Raw genomic sequence first — 16,525 nt, forward strand, 5'->3', positions numbered from 1 at the left:
CCTTCGTCGTGTACGGGTACGCGGACGCTCAGGTCAGGTCAGGTCAGGTCCGCGAGGCCGGTGTTGGCGCCGCACAGCACGACGGCCGTCCGCTCCGTCGGCCTCGGCTCGTACGCGTACGCCGTCGCCGCCGCGTGCTCGACCGCGAGCCGCCGCTCGTCCCAGAGCCGCTGCCGCGCCCGTACGATCGCCTCGTCGTCGACGAGCACCGAGCGCACCCCGTCGCGGCGGGCCACGGCGAGCGCCGTGCCGGACGCGCGGGTGGCGCCCAGCGAGTCGGCGGCGACGGAGTCCACCGGGGCGTCCACGACGTGCCCGGCCGCCAGGGCGGCGTTCAGGGCACGGCAGTTCGCCGGCTCGACGGCGACCACCTCGACGCCCGCTTCCAGCGCGGCGGTCGCCACGCCCGCGAAGAGGCCGCCGCCGCCCACCGAGACCACGATCGTGTCGAGGCCGCCGGGGACCTGGCACAGGATCTCCCCGGTGAGGGTGCCCGCGCCCGCCGCGACGAGCGGATGGTCGTACGCGTGCGAGGCGAGCGCACCCGATTCCCGGGCGAACTCCGCGCAGGCGGCCCGCGCCTCGTCGTACCGCGTGCCGACGAGGCGGACGTCCGCGCCGTAGGAGTTCAGCCGGGCCACCTTCACCGGTGGGGCGTTCTCGGGCAGGAACACGGTCGCCCGCACGTGGTTGGCGCGCGCCGCCCAGGCGCAGGCGAGTCCCGCGTTGCCGCCGGAGGCGATGGTGACGCCGGCGTCGGGAAGGGTGCCGGCCTCACGGTGCGCGAGCAGGAAGTTCATCGCACCGCGGGCCTTGAAGCTGCCGGTGTGCTGCATGAATTCGAGAGCGAGGACGTTGCCGGAGTCCGCCGGGGCCACGGTGACGGGCCGGACGTGTCCGGCGATGCGGTCGGCGGCGGCCTTGATGTCGCCGGGGGTGAGAGGGGGGTGGGGCACGGGGGCTCCTGAGGGGTGGGGGCGGAGGCGCGGCGGGGGGATCGGGGTGGGGCGCGGGGCTGTGTCACCGTGCGGCTGCCGCCGCGCGGGGGCGAGCGTGGCGTGCCCCGTCAGGGGCGCGGGACTGTGTCACTGTGCGGCTGCCGCCGCGCGGGCGCGAGCAACGCCCCTTCAGGGGCGCGGGGCTGCGTCACTGTGCGGCTGCCGCCGCGCGGGCACGAGCAACCTCCCCCATCCGGTGCAGGCACGCGCCCTTCAGGGGCGCGGGGAACTGCGCGAGCAACCCCCACCCACCCGCGCGCACGCACCCGCCTCTGGCGGGCCCGCCACCCGGGGTCCGGGGCGGAGCCCAGGTTTCGGGAAGGGGCGGGGTGGGGTGAAGCTCCGCGCAGCGGGCCATTCCGGGACGGAGCGGGACCAGGGCCGGGGCCGGGCGGGGCCGGAGGGTTCGGCTCCGCCGGGGGCCGCCCCCTTGCCCGCCCGTCCCGCCCCCCGGGGGGCGGCCCCGCCGCCCAAGGAGGCGGGGCGTGGGGGGCCGGAGGGTGTTCAGGAGTTGGGGGATACCTTGGCGAGGCCGTTGATGATGCGGTCCATGGCGTCGCCGCCCGTAGGGTCCGTCAGGTTGGCCAGCATCTTGAGCGTGAAGCGCATCAGGACCGGGTGGGTCAGACCCCGCTCCGTCGCCAGCTTCATGATCTTCGGGTTCCCGATGAGCTTCACGAACGCCCGGCCCATCGTGTAGTAGCCGCCGTACGTGTCCTTGAGGACCTGCGGGTAACGGGCCAGCGCCATTTCCCGCTGGGCGGGCGTCGCGCGGGCGTGCGCCTGCACGATGACGTCCGCCGCGATCTGCCCGGACTCCATCGCGTACGCGATGCCCTCACCGTTGAACGGGTTGACCAGCCCGCCCGCGTCACCGACCAGCAGCAGGCCCTTGGTGTAGTGCGGCTGGCGGTTGAAGGCCATCGGGAGCGCCGCGCCGCGGATCGGCCCCGTCATGTTCTCGGGCGTGTAGCCCCATTCGGACGGCATGGACGCGCACCACGCCTTCAGCACCTCGCGCCAGTCCAGCTCCTTGAACGCCTTGGAGGAGTTGAGGATGCCGAGGCCGACGTTGGACGTGCCGTCGCCCATGCCGAAGATCCAGCCGTAGCCGGGGAGCAGCCGGTCCTGGGGGCCGCGGCGGTCCCACAGCTCCAGCCAGGACTCCAGGTAGTCGTCGTCGTGGCGGGGCGAGGTGAAGTAGGTGCGGACGGCCACGCCCATCGGGCGGTCGTCGCGGCGGTGCAGGCCCATCGCCAGCGAGAGGCGGGTGGAGTTGCCGTCGGCGGCGACCACCAGGGGCGCGTGGAAGGTGACCGGCAGCTTCTCCTCGCCCAGCTTGGCCTCGACACCCGTGATGCGGCCGGTGCGGGAGTCCAGGATCGGGGCGCCGACGTTGCAGCGCTCGTACAGCCGGGCACCCGCCTTCTGCGCCTGCCGGGCCAGTTGCTCGTCGAAGTCGTCGCGCTTGCGGACCAGGCCGTAGTCGGGGAACGACGCCAGTTCCGGCCAGTCCAGCTGGAGCCGCTGGCCGCCGCCGATGATCCGCAGCCCCTTGTTCCGCAGCCAGCCCGCCTCCTCGGAGATGTCGATCCCCATCGAGACGAGCTGCTTGGTGGCGCGCGGAGTGAGACCGTCGCCACAGACCTTCTCGCGCGGGAACGCCGTCTTTTCGAGCAGGAGGACGTCGAGTCCGGCCTTCGCCAGGTAGTACGCGGTGGCGGAACCAGCAGGTCCGGCGCCGACGACGATCACATCGGCGCTGTGCTCGGAAGGGGACGCGGTCACGGGCTGCTCGGTCACGGCGGGGTCTCCCGTAAGACTCGGAGGCGATTAAGTGCCTTGACGGCACAGGTCGAAGGGCAGTCTATGGGGGCGTACTCCTCTCTCACCCGAAGGGCTGCCCTCATGACCCTCACGCCCCCCTTGTCCCACGCACCCTCCCCGGCGGCGCCACCCGTGTCGCCGGTGGTGCGGTTGCGAGTGCCGATCGAGGAGGACGCGTACGCCTGGTACGACGTGTTCAAGGACCGCGAGGTCATGGAGTTCCACGGCGGGAAACCGGCCGGTGTCTCGGTGTACGAGGAGCTGACGGCCCGGCAGCGCAAGCACGACGCCGAGCTGGGCTTCTGCCTGTGGACACTGCTCGACGAGGACGACACGGTGATCGGCTTCACGGGCGCGCAGCCCTGGCCGCACCAGCACTTCGGCCCGGTCGGCGAGATCGAGATCGGCTGGCGGCTCGGGCGCGCGCACTGGGGCCGCGGGTACGCGACGGCCGCCGCGCGGGCCACCGTGGAGCGGGTACGGGCCGCGGGCGTACCGGAGGTGGTGGCGATGGTGGACGCGCGCAACACCCGTTCCGTCGCCGTCACCGAACGGCTGGGGATGCGGCTCGCGGAGACCTTCGCGGTGCCGGGCTCCGAGCCGGAACGCAAGGGGTACTGCTACCGGCTCGCGCTCTGAGCGGCGCGGGCGGGACGGACCGGGGCCCGGGGAAGTGAGCACGTGCGGTGTGCTCGCCCCCGGGCCTCCGGCTTTCCGGACATCCCTGCTCTTGCGCTGATCTCGGCGGGTACGGGCGTTCTTGGCGCGGCTAGCGCGTGAGCCGCCAGGTCGAGGTGGCGCGGTCGAAGACCTGCGCGCCGTCCTGCCAGTCGCTGTCGTAGGCCGTCACGTAGAGGGAGTAGTCCGTGCCGTTCGGCGCGATGTAGCCCTGGTCGACGGCGTGCACGGTCCGGCCGCCCTGCTCCTCGGTGTACGTGTACTCCCACAGGGCGCCCGGCCTGCCCTGGAAGGTGTTCCGTTCGAGGCGGATGCGCTGGTAGCCGCGCTGCCTGTTCCGGGCGCCCTGTTCCAGGGTGCGGAAGTTGTCGTACGACGAGGCGTACGGGGCGTTCGGGACGACGCCGACGACCAGGTGGTCCTTGCCGGTGCTGCCCGCGTAGGTGATCTGGCCGCGCTGCTTCTCCGTACGGGTCCACGGTGCGGGCACGGCGAGCGAGAAGCCCTCCGGGTCGTCGACCCGCCGGAACCCGGCCGGGACGGCACCGGAGGTCCCGGGGGGCGGTGCGGAGGCGGCGGGAGTCGCGGACGGCCGGGACAGGGTGTCCGGGGCCGACGGGCCCGCGGAGCCGGGCCGGCCCGCGGAGGGGCCGGACGCCGCGGTCGGGCCGGACACGGCGGTCGGGGCGGTCGGGGCGGTCGGCGTGGCGGGTACGGAGGCTGCGGAGCCCGCGCTTTCGCCCCGGCCGCCGTCCTGGAGCAGGAGTACGCCCGCGGTGACGCCGCCGCCGACGGCGAAGGCGGCGAGCACTGTGCCGCCCCAGACGAGGGCGGGGCTGCGGCGGGCGGCGGGAACGGCCGGAGCGGCGGTGCGGGCCTCGCTGAAGTACTGCCCCGGTGCCTGCCCGGCTCCCGGCCCCTGCGCGGGCCCCTGGTTCGGCCCGTGTCCCGGGCCCGTGGGCTGTCCGGGGCCGGAGCCCTGCCCGTACCCCTGCCCCGTGGGCTGTGAGGGGCCAGGGCCCGGCCCGTATCCCGGGCCCGTGGGCTGTCCCGGTCCGGAGCCCGGCCCGTACCCCTGCCCCGTGGGCTGTCCCGGTCCGGAGTCCGGCCCGTACCCCTGCCCCGTGGGCTGTCCGCCCGGTTGTGGTGGGATCGTGCCGCCAGGTGCGAATCCCGGGCCCGGGTGCGGAGTCGCGCCGCCGTCCGGACCGCCGCCCTGTCCCCCGCCGGTCCGCCCCGTGTACGCCGCGACCACCATCGCCCCGGCGACCCAGGCGAGGCCGAACAGCAGCGCGTACGGGATGTTCGGGCCCGCGCGGCCCGTGCCGCGGACCGAGCCGAGTTCGCCGATCCCGCCCGAGGCGGTGAACGAGGCCCCCGCGATGGCCTCCAGGATCAGGAAGAGGCCCAGGAACAGCCCGCCCGCCAGGAGCTGTCCGCCGCGCTGTCCGCGCAGCCGGCGCCCGGCCAGTACCGCCAGCACCAGTACGCACACCAGCCCCAGCGCGAGTGCGCCGACCACGGCGCCGGCCCCCAGCTCCTCACCGGCCTCCGGGAGGCCGATGCTGCCGCGTTCGGAACCCAGGCCCAGGAAGCCGAGGCGGCCCTGCACGTCGTAGTCGAGCGGGACACCCCAGCTGAACCCGAGCACCAGCAGCCCCAGGTTCGGCAGCAGCGGCAGCAGGCTCAGCAGGTCGTCGCCGTCCGTTCCGTCGGCGGTGGCGACGAGCACGAACCCGGCCACCGTGCACAGCGCGACGGCGATGCCCATCGCCCGTGCCGCCGTGCCCAGGGCCCGTACCGCCAGCGCCGTGCCCGGACGCCGCCCGGCCCACTGGGCGAGGTCGTCGCGCAGGAGCACCCCGGCGGTGACGACCAGGGCGAGCGCCCCCGCGCACAGGGCCGCGAGCACCGGCGAGATGGACAGCTCGACCTCTTCCACGGCGGGCTGCGCGAACAGGCCGAGCAGCAGCACCCCCGCCGTGACCAGCAGCGTGACGCGCACAGCCGCCTCAAGTCCGGTGGTGCGGGAGGGCTGTTGACCGGTGGCGCGGGCCTGCCCGGCGAGCGCGCGCCGCAGCATCCGGGCGCCGACGAGCAGGGCGCCGATCCACAGCACGGTGACGGTGAGCGGTACGACGGACAGCTCGAAGCCCGATCCGACGGCGGGGTCCGGCCAGTCGCTGCCGTACCCGCTTCCGCTTCCGCCGCTGCCGCCGCCGAACGGGTCGCCGAACACGCCGCCGCCGCTCCCGGTGGACGGGTCGGACCCGAACTCCCGTGCCCGCGCCCGGATTTCGAGCCCGGCGCCGAACCCCTGGTACAGCACGGCCAGCGCCGCCCGCCACCGGTCGCCGAAGCCGACCGTCACACCGTCGCCGCTACCGCCACTGCCGCTGTCGCCGTCCTGTCCGTACGTGGGGACGGCCAGCGCGAGGGCCCCCAGGAGCAGCAGCCCGAGCGGCCAGGCCGCCGCCTTCGCCGCCCCGGCCCACCCGGTCCGCAGCACCCGCCCGGCGAACTGGCCGAGCGCGGAGGGCTGTTGTACGGGGACGGGCGGCGGTGGCGCCCCGTAAGGCGGCGGGGGCGGCGGGGGCGGCGGCGAGAAGGACGACGCCGCCGGCGGCGGTGACACCGAGGGAGGCGGCGGCAGCAGCGGTGCCGGGGGCGCGGGCACGGCCGCCGCCTCCGGGGCTCCCCGTTCCCGCCCGCAGCTCATGCAGAAGCGTGCTTCGTCAGGGGTGGCGGTCCCGCAGTGGGGACAGTGCAGCGCCATGGGGAAACTCCGGGAGGGAGAGGAAGCCGGTCAGCCGAGTGACTGAACCGACTCATCCTGCCCGGAAGTCGGTTCCGCGATAACCCTTCGCACAGAGGCTCGGGGGGAACGCGGGAAAGCGGGTCAGAAGACCGACAGCCCCGTCAGCGAGGTGAAGCGGTCGAGCGCCGCGATGCCGGCCACCGAGTTGCCCTGCGGGTCGAGCCCCGGGCTCCACACGCTCACCGTGCACACCCCGGGCACCACCGCGACGATTCCGCCGCCGACACCGCTCTTGCCGGGCAGCCCGACCCGGTAGGCGAACTCGCCGGCCGCGTCGTACGTTCCGCAGGTCAGCATCACCGCGTTGATCTGCTTGGCGAGGCGGCGCGGCAGCAGCCGGGTACCGTCCGCGCGCAGCCCGTGCCGGGCCAGGAAGCGGGTGGCCAGGGCGAGGTCCGCGCAGTTCATCTCGATCGAGCACTGCCAGAAGTAGTGGTCGAGGAGGGCGGGGATCTCGGTGGTGATGTTGCCGTACGAGGCCATGAAGTAGGCCAGTGCGGCGTTGCGGTCGCCGTTGTCGGACTCGGAGGTGGCGACCTCCGGGTCGAAGGTGATGTCCGGGTTGCCGCTCTCCTGGCGGAGGAACTCCAGGAGTTCGCTGCTCGCGTCGCCGGTGAGGGTCTGGAGCCGGTCGGTGACGACCAGCGCGCCCGCGTTGATGAAGGGGTTGCGCGGGATGCCGTTCTCGTACTCCAGCTGGACCAGGGAGTTGAACGGGTTGCCGGACGGCTCCCGGCCCACGCGCCGCCACAGTTCGTCGCCGCCCTGCGCGAGGGCGAGGGCGAGGGCGAAGACCTTGGTGATGGACTGGGTGGAGAACGGCTGCTGCCAGTCCCCCACCCCGTACACCTTGCCGTCGAGGTCGGCGACGGCCATGCCGAACCGGGCGGGGTCGACGCAGGACAGTGCCGGGATGTACGCGGCGACCTGCCCCTGGCCGATCTGCGGGCGCACGTCCCGTTCGATCTGCCGCAGGATGCCCGGGAAGTCGAAGTCCACGGGCTGCTCCAGCTCGGACTCCGGACCGTGCTCGGACTCGGGCCCGTGCTCGGACTCCGGACCGTGCCGCGAGTCGGGGCCGTGCTGCGACTCCATGGGGGCGCGTGCGGGGGTCATCAGACCCGGGTGCCCCGGTGCATGGCCACGACGCCGCCGGTCAGGTTGCGCCAGCCGACCTTCGACCAGCCCGCGCCCTGGAGCCTGGCCGCGAGTCCGGCCTGGTCGGGCCAGGCGCGGATGGACTCGGCGAGGTAGACGTACGCGTCGGGGTTGCTGGAGACGGCCGTGGCGACCGGCGGCAGCGCCCGCATCAGGTACTCGGTGTAGACGGTCCGGAACGGGGTCCAGGTGGGGTGCGAGAACTCGCAGATCACCACCCGGCCGCCCTTCTTCGTCACCCGGAACATCTCCCGCAGCGCGGCGTCGGTGTCGACGACGTTGCGCAGCCCGAAGGAGATGGTGACGACGTCGAAGGACTCGTCCCGGAAGGGCAGCCTGGTCGCGTCACCGGCGGCGAACGGCATGTGCGGGTGCTTCTTCTTGCCGACCTGGAGCATGCCGAGGGAGAAGTCGCACGGGACGACGTACGCGCCGGTGGCGGCGAAGGTCATGGAGGAGGTGGCGGTGCCGGCGGCCAGGTCGAGGACGCGCATACCGGGGCGGGCGTCCACCGCTCTGGCCACTTCCTTGCGCCAGATGCGGTCCTGGCCGAGGGAGAGCACCGTGTTGGTGAGGTCGTAGTTCGCCGCCACGTCGTCGAACATCGAGGCGACTTCGTGCGGCTGCTTGTCCAAGGATGCGCGGGTCACCTGGCCATTGTGCCGGTACCGCCCCGGCGGGGCGCCAGCGGCCGACCCCTCGGCGGGGCCCGCGCCCGCCGTCCCGGCCCCGCCGCGTTGTCGGACCCGGGCGGTACAAAGGGACCACGGGGGAACCGCCGGTGAACCGGCGCCGTTGCGACCAGGGGGGCGCGGCCATGATCGAGGTGTCGTACGCGGAGGGCTGGGACCTGGCCGGGGTCCGGGAGGCCGGGGCACTGCTGTCCCGGGACGCGGCGCGGGCCAGGGACGCGGCCGGCGAGCCGTACGCGGTGGTCCTGCGGCTGCCGGGCCGCCGGGTGCCGCTGGAGGTGCTGTACGTGTCGTGGCGCGAGCACTACCTCGGGTCCTGGGCGTACGACGCGTACGGCCGACGCGTCGAGGAGGCGGACCTGCGGCTGCTCGACGACCCGGCGCGGCTGCTGTGCCTGTTCCGGCAGAGCTGGGAGTACGGGAGCGCGGAGGCCGCCGAGTTCCGGGCGCGGCTGCACCGCTCGCTGAAGCTCACCCCGGACGGCCCGGCGGTCCGGATTCGCGAGGACCACCGGGGCAGCCGGCACACCGTCGGGGAGTTCCCCGACGAGGAGCGCTGGACGCCCCGTCCGGAGTTCGGGGCGTGGCCGCTGTTCGGCCCGGAGTGGGCGGAGCTGGGACCGCTGTCCTTCCGGACGGTGGAGGGGCCCGCCGAGCGGGGGGAACCTCCGGAGCCGGGGCCGGCGGGGGCCGCCGGGCGCGTCGAGCTGTGGACGGCGCCCCGGCCGCTGGGCCCCGGCGCCCTGGACGCGCTCTTCGTGCCGGGCACTGCGCTGACCGCCCACCGGCACGAGCCGCTGACCGTCCTTGACGTGCGCCCGGTCGGCACACTGCGGACAACCGGCGGGCGGCTGGTCGTGGACTGCCCGGTGTCCGGTGACCTTCCGCCCCGGGAGCTGACCGTGCGGGTGCCGCCGGGGACGTACCCGGTGGACAACGCGTGGGCGGGCTACGCGTACGACTTCATGGGCGAGCACGTGGTGCGGGAGGACGTGACGGCCTACCGGCTGCGCATCGGCGAGGGGCCGGTGGTGAGCTGGGAGATGGCACTGGCCGCCGGGGAGGACCCACGGCTGCTGCGGGAGGGCGAGGGGTACGGGTTCGGTACGGACACGGCGTCGGGCAGCTTCGCGGACGCCGCCGCCTGGCCGGTGCTGGCCCCGCCGTTCCGGGAGGCGCACGGGGCGGTGCCGGACGGGGTGGAGGAGCTGGCCGAGGGGCACCTGCGGGCGACGGACCCGGCGACCGGGGCGCAGCTGATCCGCTTCCCGACCGGCGGCGACGGCGGGTACACGGTGTGGCTGGGCAGGGACGCGGCGGGCGAGCCGGTGTCCGTGGTGGTGAAGCCGTACGTGCTGCCGGAGCTGTCGGTGGCCCGTCCGAAGCGGTCCCGCGCGGCCCGCCGGACCGGGCGGGGGAACCGGCAGGAGGCCCCGGACCCGGCGGGGAACCCGGCAGGGGACCCGGACCTGCCGGAGGGCTCCCGCTAGGCCCGGCCCCGGTGGACCAGCCGGCCGCCGATGACCGTCACCAGGCACACCCCGCCCGGCTCCGAGAAGACGGCGAAGTCCGCGACGGCGGAGCGGGTCAGGGGGTTCGGGCGCGGGGCGTGCAGGATGCGGACCGGTGAGCGTTCGACGGCGATCCGTACGGCGGTGCGGGTGAAGGGGCCGGCCACGGCGGTCGTGCCGTGCGCCAGCAGCCGCTGGACGCCGCGCCGTGCGCTGGCGCCCCACCGGGCGTCCGTCAGGTCGAGGTCGAGCAGGGCGGAGCCGGATATCGGTTCGGTGCCCAGGACGTCCGCCTCGCGGGGGTCGGGCCAGTACCGCGTCTGGAGGAGGCGCACGGCGTCGGGCTCGTAGCGGCCGGGGACGAGATGACCGTCCCACTCCCTGGTCCTGGCCCCGGGACCGAGGTGCGGGAGCAGGTCGTCGTACCACCCGATCGCGGAGATGCGGTCGCCGTCGACGACGACCGCGTCACCCGTGACGCCTTCGGCCTCCCGGATCCCGAGGACCCGGTGGATGGTCAGCACGTCGGCGTCAGTTGGAGGCGAGGAGCTTCAGCTCGGGGTGGGCCGTGCCGCCCTCGATCGCCGTGGAGGAGAGGTGCGAGACGACGTGGTCGTCGACCGGGTCGTTGGCCGGGTCGTCGTGCACGACCAGGTGCTCGTACGTGGTGGCGCGCTGGGCCGGGACCCGGCCCGCCTTGCGGATCAGATCGATGATCTCCATGCGGTTGGAGCGGTGCTTGGCCCCCGCCGACGAGACGACGTTCTCCTCCAGCATGATCGAGCCGAGGTCGTCGGCGCCGTAGTGCAGGGAGAGCTGGCCGACCTCCTTGCCGGTGGTCAGCCAGGAGCCCTGGATGTGCGCGACGTTGTCGAGGAAGATCCGCGCGATGGCGATCATGCGCAGGTACTCGAACAGGGTGGCCTGCGTACGGCCCTTCAGCGCGTTGTTCTGCGGCTGGTAGGTGTACGGGATGAACGCGCGGAAGCCACCCGTCCGGTCCTGTACGTCGCGGATCATGCGCAGGTGCTCGATGCGCTCGGCGTTGGTCTCGCCCGTACCCATGAGCATGGTGGACGTCGACTCGACGCCCAGCCCGTGCGCCTCCTCCATGATCTCCAGCCAGCGCTCGCCGGACTCCTTGAGCGGCGCGATGGCCTTGCGGGGGCGGGCCGGGAGCAGCTCGGCTCCGGCGCCCGCGAAGGAGTCGAGCCCGGCGGCGTGGATCCGCTGGATCGCCTCCTTGGTGCTCACCTTGGAGATCCGCGCCATGTGCTCGACCTCGGACGCCCCGAGGGAGTGGATGACGAGCTGCGGGTACGCCTTCTTGATCGCGGCGAAGTGCTCCTCGTAGTACTCGACGCCGTAGTCCGGGTGGTGGCCGCCCTGGAACATGATCTGGGTGCCGCCCAGCTCGACGGTCTCGGCGCAGCGCCGCAGGATGTCGTCGAGGTCGCGGGTCCACACGTCGTCGCTCTTCGGCGCCGCGAAGAAGGCGCAGAACTTGCACGCGGTCACGCACGAGTTCGTGTAGTTGATGTTGCGCTCGATGATGTACGTGGCGATGTGCTCGGTACCGGCGTAGCGGCGGCGGCGCACGGCGTCGGCGGCCTGGCCCAGCGCGTGCAGGGGGGCGTCGCGGTACAGGTCGAGGGCTTCCTCGGGGGTGATGCGGCCACCCTCGGCGGCACGGTCAAGGACAGACTGAAGGTCGGCCTTCTCGGTCACCGGGTGGTTCCTTCCCAAAGGGGTGCACTGCATCCATCAAGCAAGACCAATCCACCCTACGCCAGCCCCCTTCCCCCACCCCTCCCTAGCCCCCTCGGCCCGGCCACCCCGGGCCCCCGGCGGAGCCCCACTCCCCTTCGCCGGACGCACCCGGCCCCGCACCACCCGCCCCGGGTGCCCCGCCCGGCACCGCGCCCCCGCCTCCCCCGTACCCTGCGCCCAGCCCCGCCGCCCGTCCCTCCCCTCCTCTCCCCCACAAGGAGGCCACCCCCGTGCCACCCCGGTACCGGCCCCGCCACCGCGCCCTCGCCGCCGCCACCCTCCTCCTGACCGTCTGGCTACCGGCCCTCAGCGCCCCCACGGCCCACGCCGCCACCAGCACCGACCCCACCGCCACCCGCCAAGCCGACTTCCTGGCCCGGAAGCTGGCCGGGACGAACGTCTACGTCTCCGACCAGCTCCCCCGCGAGCTGCCCCGCTCCGAGGCCCCCCGCCTGGCCAGGGCCGCCGCCCGCACCGGCGTTCCGACCTACGTCATCGCACTCCCCCAGCTCGACGGACCCCAGCAGTCGCAGCTCCTCGACGCCGTCCACCTGCGGCTGAAGCGCGACGGCCTGTACGTCCTGCTCACCGCGAACCTGCTCGCCGAGGCCCGTACGTACGGCGTCCCCCGTCTCCCGCAGAGCGACGTCTCCGCTGCCGCCCGCGCCGCGCGCTACGAGCAGCCCGTCGAGGACCCCGCCGCCGAGTGCTTCGAGCGGTTCGTCGACGTGCTCGCATCGGGCCGGGCGCAGGAGCGGGCCCGTGCCGACGAGGAGAAGTACGGCTCGGGTGACGAGCCGGAACCCCCGCACACCACCGCCGACCAGCGCCGCGGCGCGTCCGGCCGGCTGGGGCTGGCGCTCGGCGCCGTACCCACGGTGCTGCTGACGCTGATCGTCTACGTACGCACCCAACGTCAGCGGGGTGCCCGGTGACCGCCGCCCGCCGCAGTCCGAAGGCGGCCCCTGCCACCCGCGACACGAAGTCCGCCGCCACCCGCAACGCCAAGCGCAAGCGCAACCGCGACCGTGCCGCGGGCCGCCCGGTGCCCTCCCCGCGCCGCGGCGGCAACGGGCCCCGCACCACCCCGCACCCGCTCTCCCTCCCCACCCGCGCCACCTGGCTCATCGGCGGCGCCGCAGCCGTGCTGTCCGTCGTGCTGCTGGTGGTCGGCGCCTCCGTTCTCCTCGACCGGGAGACCCGCGACGACTCGGCGGCCCCGCCGACCGCCCGCGAGGCGGCGGCCCGCACGGACCGGGTGCTCGCCGGGCTGAAGCGCTCCCCGGTGTACGCGGACCCGGAGACCGCTCCGCTGTCGGCGGCCGACGAGGCCGCGCTGACCGGGCGGGTCGAGGCGCTGGCCACCAAGCTCCGCACCCCGGTGTACGTCGTCGCGCTCCCGGTCGACGACGCCGACGAGTCGGCGGGCGACCCCTCGCTGGTCCTGCGGATCCTGCACCACAGGTCCGGCAGGGACGGGATCTATCTGCTCTCCGGCACGGGCTGGGAGCGCGGAGTGTTCGTGGCCGGTTACGGGACCCGGGTCAAGACGTACCTGGCCGAGCGGACGGGCCGGGAGCTGGACCTCAAGGTGCCCGTCGCCGACGGCCTGAACCGGGTGCTCGACGAGCTGGAGCGGGCCGGCACCCGCGAGGAGCCCGAGGACCCCTGGCCCGAGCCCGAGTGGGCCGGCAGCCCGCTGGACGACGACCGGCTGCCGCCGCTGTTCGCCCCCGGCCCGATCGCGGGCGGCGTCGTCTTCGGGGTCATGGTCGGCGGCGTCGTGTGCCTGGTGACGATCGCGGTCCTGGCCTCCGCGCGCCGAAAGCGGGAGGCCAGGAACGGAGGCCGTTCTACCGCTTCGTGAGGGTGCCGTACGGCTTGCCCTGCTTCTCGGACGGGGACGAGTACCGCAGCGTCCCGTCCGGGGCGCGGGTGAGGATCAGTTCGCTGGATCCTCCGGCGCAGATCAGCGGGGTGGAGGGCCGGTCGGGGTCGGTGCGGTCGATCAGGCGCAGCTCGTCGGTGGTGGCGGAGACGAGTTTGCCGATGCCGTAGCACTTGGCGCCGTACGCGTCGTAGTCGGTCCTGACGACGTCCTGGCCCTTGCCGCCCTTGGTGACCGTCAGCGTGATGCTGCCGTGCGGCATTCCGGTGGTGCCTTCGGTGAGGGGGCCGGACCAGCTGCCGAGGAAGGCGTCCGGTACGGCGGCGACGGGCGCGCCGGACGGGAAGTCCTTCGGCGGTGTGGGGCCGGGGGTGGCGGGGCTGCTGGCGGCCGGGGGACGTCCGCGCGCGCCGGGCTCCTGCTCCCCCGCGCCGTCGGCACCGCCGTTGCCCCACAGGCCGGTCAGGAAGGTCGCGCCGAGCGTGCCGACGGCGAGCACCCCGGCGACGGCCAGCACCAGGGTGCAGCTGCGCCGCCTGCCGGTGCTGCCCGGCCCCTGGGGCAGGGCGGTCTCGGTGGCGACGGACACGGAGATGCCGGGCCGGCCGGACGGCGCGGATTTCCCGCCGGGCGGTACGGGACCGTGGCCGGGCGGCGCGGAGTTGTCACCGGGCGGTACGGGGCCGTGGCCGGACGGCGCGGGTGCGGCGCCCGGTCGCCCGGGAGCGCCCGGCCCGCCCGTGGCGGAGGGCGGCCCCGAGGGGGGTGCGGGCGGCACGGCGCCGACCCCACCGACGCCACTTCCCCCGCTTCCACCGACGCCACTTCCCCCGCCCCCACTTGCAGCGGCGTCGCTCGCCCCGGCCCCGCTCCCCTCGCCCGCCGCCGGCGTCCCGTATCCCGCCGGGGCCGGGCCGAACTGTCCGGCCGGTGCGGCAGCCGCGCCGTTCCGCTCCACTCCGTGGGTGAACGGCACCGGCCCCGAGGGCGCCACCTCCGCGGCTGCGGCTCCGGCCGCGCCCCCCGCTTCGAGGTCCAGCAGCCGTACCGCGCCCCGGCCCGCGTCCGCCACCAGTGCTGCGGGCAGCCAGCCCGCCGCCACCGCCGCGGCGGCCCCGTCCGGTGCCAGCCGTGCCGCGAGCTCCGGCGGGGTGGGCCGGTCCGCCGCCGTTTTCGCCAGACAGGAGGTGACCAGGTCGCGCAGGTCGCCCTCCAGTCCGTCCAGTTCGGGCTCCTCGTGCACCACCTTGTAGAGCAGGGAGGCGGCGGAGTCGCCGGGGAAGGGGGCCGCGCCGGTCGCCGCGTACGACAGCACCGCGCCCAGCGAGAAGACGTCGGCGGCCGGTCCCACGCCCTTGCCGAGGATCTGTTCCGGCGACATGTAGCCGGGCGAGCCGATGGACACCCCGGTCGACGTCAGCGACGCCGTGCCGTCCGTGGCGCGGGCGATGCCGAAGTCGATCAGCCGGGGTCCGTCCAGGGTGAGCAGCACGTTGGACGGCTTCACGTCCCGGTGCACGAGGCCCAGCGCGTGCACCGCGGTCAGTGCCTCGGCGAGGCCGGCACCCAGGACGCGCACGGAGTGGTCCGGCAGCGGCCCGTGCGCGGCGAGCGCCTGCGTCAACGAGGGGCCCGCCACGTACCCGGTCGCCACCCACGGCACCGCGGCGTCGGGGTCGGCGTCCAGCACGGGCGCCGTCCAGGCCCCGCCGACCCGCCGCGCGGCCTCCACCTCGCGGCGGAACCGGGCGCGGAACTCCTCGTCGAGGGCGAAGTGCGGGTGCACGATCTTGACCGCGACGGTCCGGCCGCCGGCGCTGCGCCCGAGGTACACCCGGCCCATACCGCCCGACCCCAGCCGTCCGAGCAGTCGGTAGTCACCGATATTCTGCGGTTCGCCCGCTTCCAGCGGCTGCATGGTGGTGCACTCCCCCGTGAACGGTCCCGCCGAGCCCGACGGGACCTCGCGCATTGCCCAATGCACCAGACTAGGCCCGACGTGTGCGGGATCACCCGGACAAGTCGGGCAGCGGGCGAACCGATGTCCGGAAGTCCGCATCTCCTTCTACGCGACCCTCACGCCGCCCACACCCCACCCGCCCGGAGTCCATCGATGAAGCGCCTGCCCAGCCGCTTGCACCGCCGTATGCACGGCCGCCTGATAGCCGCCGCTCTGGTCGGCTCCGCGCTGACGCTGGCCCTGACGGGCTGCTCGGACGAGGGCGACGCCTTCGACTTCAACAAGGGCTTCGGCGGCGAGGGCGCCATCCAGCACAGCGGGCTGAACCGCGCCTCGGTCTCCGGCGACGGGGTGAGCCGGATGCCGATGGGCCCGCGCGCCGACTTCGAGGTCTTCCGCACCCTGGACGACGGCACCAAGATCGCCCAGACGACGCTGGCCGGCGCCAGGTCCGGGGTCACCGGCAAGGTGTGGGTGTGGGCGCCCAAGCAGTACTTCGACCCGAAGTACGCGGACAGCGGCTTCCCGGTGCTGATCGCCCTGCCCGGGTCGTACGGCTTCGACAGCAATTACTGGACGAAGCCCAGCAACCACTTCCTGGACACGGTCGGACGGATGTCCGAGGACGGCACCAGCCTGCCGTTCATCGTGGTCATGCCGGTACTGAATCCGGAAAAGCGGTACTACGACGGAAGCGACATTCCGGGACAGCCGAAGATGGGCACCTGGATGACGGAAGACGTTCCCGAATTCGTCAGGGCGAATTTCCGTACGTTCAATTCGCGGGACGGCTGGGCGTTCATGGGTTCGTCGTCCGGCGGTTTCGTCGCACTGAAATCCGTGCTCAAGCACCCGGAGCGGTTCAAGGCGGCGATTTCCTCGGGGCCGGACATCGTGCCGGACTCCCCGATGTGGAAGAACTATCCGCAGCAGAAACTGGCCAACAACCCCCGGAAACTGGCCGCGGACCTGATCAAACGGCCCAAGAAGGGCCAGGACGTCTACCTCGCGTTCCAGGTGGGCTCGAAGGAGACGCTGATCCCCCGGGTGAAGCGGTTCATGAAGGACTACGGCAAGGGTCCGATCAAGACCCGGCTGGAGGTCGTCCCGGACGGCGTCCACAACCCGGCGACGTACGTACGGGGCATGGAGGCGGGCAGCCTGAGCTGGATCAGCTCGCACCTGCGGGCCCCCGTCCCCTCCCTCTAGCTGCTCGCCTGCTGCT

The 16,525-nt window shown here is 74.0% G+C and carries 13 protein-coding genes and 1 pseudogene; 5 read left to right on the forward strand and 9 right to left on the reverse strand.

The genetic code is table 11. The annotated features are described in order from the left end of the window. Positions 1 to 38: 38 nt before the first annotated feature. Together ACFYVL_RS39125 and ACFYVL_RS39130 are read right to left on the reverse strand one after the other, a co-directional pair. Positions 39 to 956, reverse strand: coding sequence for a threonine/serine dehydratase (locus ACFYVL_RS39125; protein WP_389253827.1), 918 nt, complete (start codon positions 954 to 956; stop codon positions 39 to 41). A 546-nt stretch (positions 957 to 1,502) separates the two neighbouring features. Next, positions 1,503 to 2,786: a geranylgeranyl reductase family protein gene (locus tag ACFYVL_RS39130; protein WP_389253989.1), complete on the reverse strand. Its 1,284-nt coding sequence runs from the start codon at positions 2,784 to 2,786 to the stop codon at positions 1,503 to 1,505. A gap of 120 nt (positions 2,787 to 2,906) precedes the next feature. Here ACFYVL_RS39130 and ACFYVL_RS39135 point away from each other — a divergent pair, with 120 nt between their 5' ends. Then, positions 2,907 to 3,464, forward strand: a complete 558-nt coding sequence (locus ACFYVL_RS39135; protein WP_389253829.1) for a GNAT family N-acetyltransferase — start codon at positions 2,907 to 2,909, stop codon at positions 3,462 to 3,464. A gap of 130 nt (positions 3,465 to 3,594) precedes the next feature. On the opposite strand, the gene ACFYVL_RS39140 is transcribed toward ACFYVL_RS39135, so the two are convergent. The 4 genes and pseudogenes from ACFYVL_RS39140 to ACFYVL_RS39155 all read right to left on the reverse strand — a co-directional run bounded on the left by ACFYVL_RS39140 (position 3,595) and on the right by ACFYVL_RS39155 (position 8,129). After that, positions 3,595 to 6,180, reverse strand: a complete 2,586-nt coding sequence (locus ACFYVL_RS39140) for a hypothetical protein (RefSeq protein ID WP_389254001.1) — start codon at positions 6,178 to 6,180, stop codon at positions 3,595 to 3,597. Positions 6,181 to 6,210: 30 nt separating this feature from the next. After that, positions 6,211 to 6,279: pseudogene (locus ACFYVL_RS39145) on the reverse strand (zinc-ribbon domain-containing protein); the annotation flags it as partial. A 123-nt stretch (positions 6,280 to 6,402) separates the two neighbouring features. After that, positions 6,403 to 7,437 carry a glutaminase gene (locus ACFYVL_RS39150; protein WP_389253831.1) on the reverse strand — a complete coding sequence of 345 codons (1,035 nt, stop codon included), beginning with the start codon at positions 7,435 to 7,437 and terminating at the stop codon, positions 6,403 to 6,405. Then, positions 7,437 to 8,129, reverse strand: coding sequence for a demethylmenaquinone methyltransferase (locus tag ACFYVL_RS39155; protein WP_389253833.1), 693 nt, complete (start codon positions 8,127 to 8,129; stop codon positions 7,437 to 7,439). The genes ACFYVL_RS39150 and ACFYVL_RS39155 overlap by 1 nt, the downstream gene beginning before the upstream one ends. 167 nt (positions 8,130 to 8,296) lie before the next feature. On the opposite strand from ACFYVL_RS39155, the gene ACFYVL_RS39160 reads away from it, so the two are divergent. Then, positions 8,297 to 9,661 carry a DUF4241 domain-containing protein gene (locus ACFYVL_RS39160; RefSeq protein ID WP_389253835.1) on the forward strand — a complete coding sequence of 455 codons (1,365 nt, stop codon included), beginning with the start codon at positions 8,297 to 8,299 and terminating at the stop codon, positions 9,659 to 9,661. Here ACFYVL_RS39160 and ACFYVL_RS39165 read toward each other — a convergent pair. Together ACFYVL_RS39165 and mqnC are read right to left on the reverse strand one after the other, a co-directional pair. Next, entirely contained in the window at positions 9,658 to 10,206 is a 549-nt protein-coding gene (locus tag ACFYVL_RS39165; protein ID WP_389253837.1) for a hypothetical protein, read from the reverse strand. The genes ACFYVL_RS39160 and ACFYVL_RS39165 overlap by 4 nt on opposite strands. A gap of 7 nt (positions 10,207 to 10,213) precedes the next feature. Further along, positions 10,214 to 11,410 (reverse strand): cyclic dehypoxanthinyl futalosine synthase, encoded by a 1,197-nt coding sequence (gene mqnC / locus ACFYVL_RS39170; RefSeq protein WP_389253839.1) that lies wholly within the window; start codon positions 11,408 to 11,410, stop codon positions 10,214 to 10,216. A 272-nt stretch (positions 11,411 to 11,682) separates the two neighbouring features. Here mqnC and ACFYVL_RS39175 point away from each other — a divergent pair, with 272 nt between their 5' ends. Both ACFYVL_RS39175 and ACFYVL_RS39180 read left to right on the forward strand, forming a co-directional pair. After that, positions 11,683 to 12,387: a hypothetical protein gene (locus tag ACFYVL_RS39175; RefSeq protein ID WP_389253841.1), complete on the forward strand. Its 705-nt coding sequence runs from the start codon at positions 11,683 to 11,685 to the stop codon at positions 12,385 to 12,387. Then, a complete protein-coding gene (locus tag ACFYVL_RS39180) occupies positions 12,384 to 13,319 on the forward strand; it encodes a hypothetical protein (protein ID WP_389253843.1) in 936 nt (311 codons plus the stop codon). Before ACFYVL_RS39175 ends, ACFYVL_RS39180 begins: the two co-directional genes overlap by 4 nt. Here the strand turns inward: ACFYVL_RS39180 and ACFYVL_RS39185 are convergent. Further along, on the reverse strand, positions 13,306 to 15,258 hold the full coding sequence (locus ACFYVL_RS39185) for a serine/threonine-protein kinase (RefSeq protein WP_389253845.1): 1,953 nt from the start codon (positions 15,256 to 15,258) through the stop codon (positions 13,306 to 13,308). The genes ACFYVL_RS39180 and ACFYVL_RS39185 overlap by 14 nt on opposite strands. Positions 15,259 to 15,453: 195 nt before the next feature. Here ACFYVL_RS39185 and ACFYVL_RS39190 point away from each other — a divergent pair, with 195 nt between their 5' ends. Then, positions 15,454 to 16,509: an alpha/beta hydrolase gene (locus ACFYVL_RS39190; protein ID WP_389253847.1), complete on the forward strand. Its 1,056-nt coding sequence runs from the start codon at positions 15,454 to 15,456 to the stop codon at positions 16,507 to 16,509. Positions 16,510 to 16,525: the final 16 nt, after the last annotated feature.

The organism is Streptomyces sp. NPDC004111 (assembly GCF_042874215.1).
GTDB lineage: Bacteria > Actinomycetota > Actinomycetes > Streptomycetales > Streptomycetaceae > Streptomyces.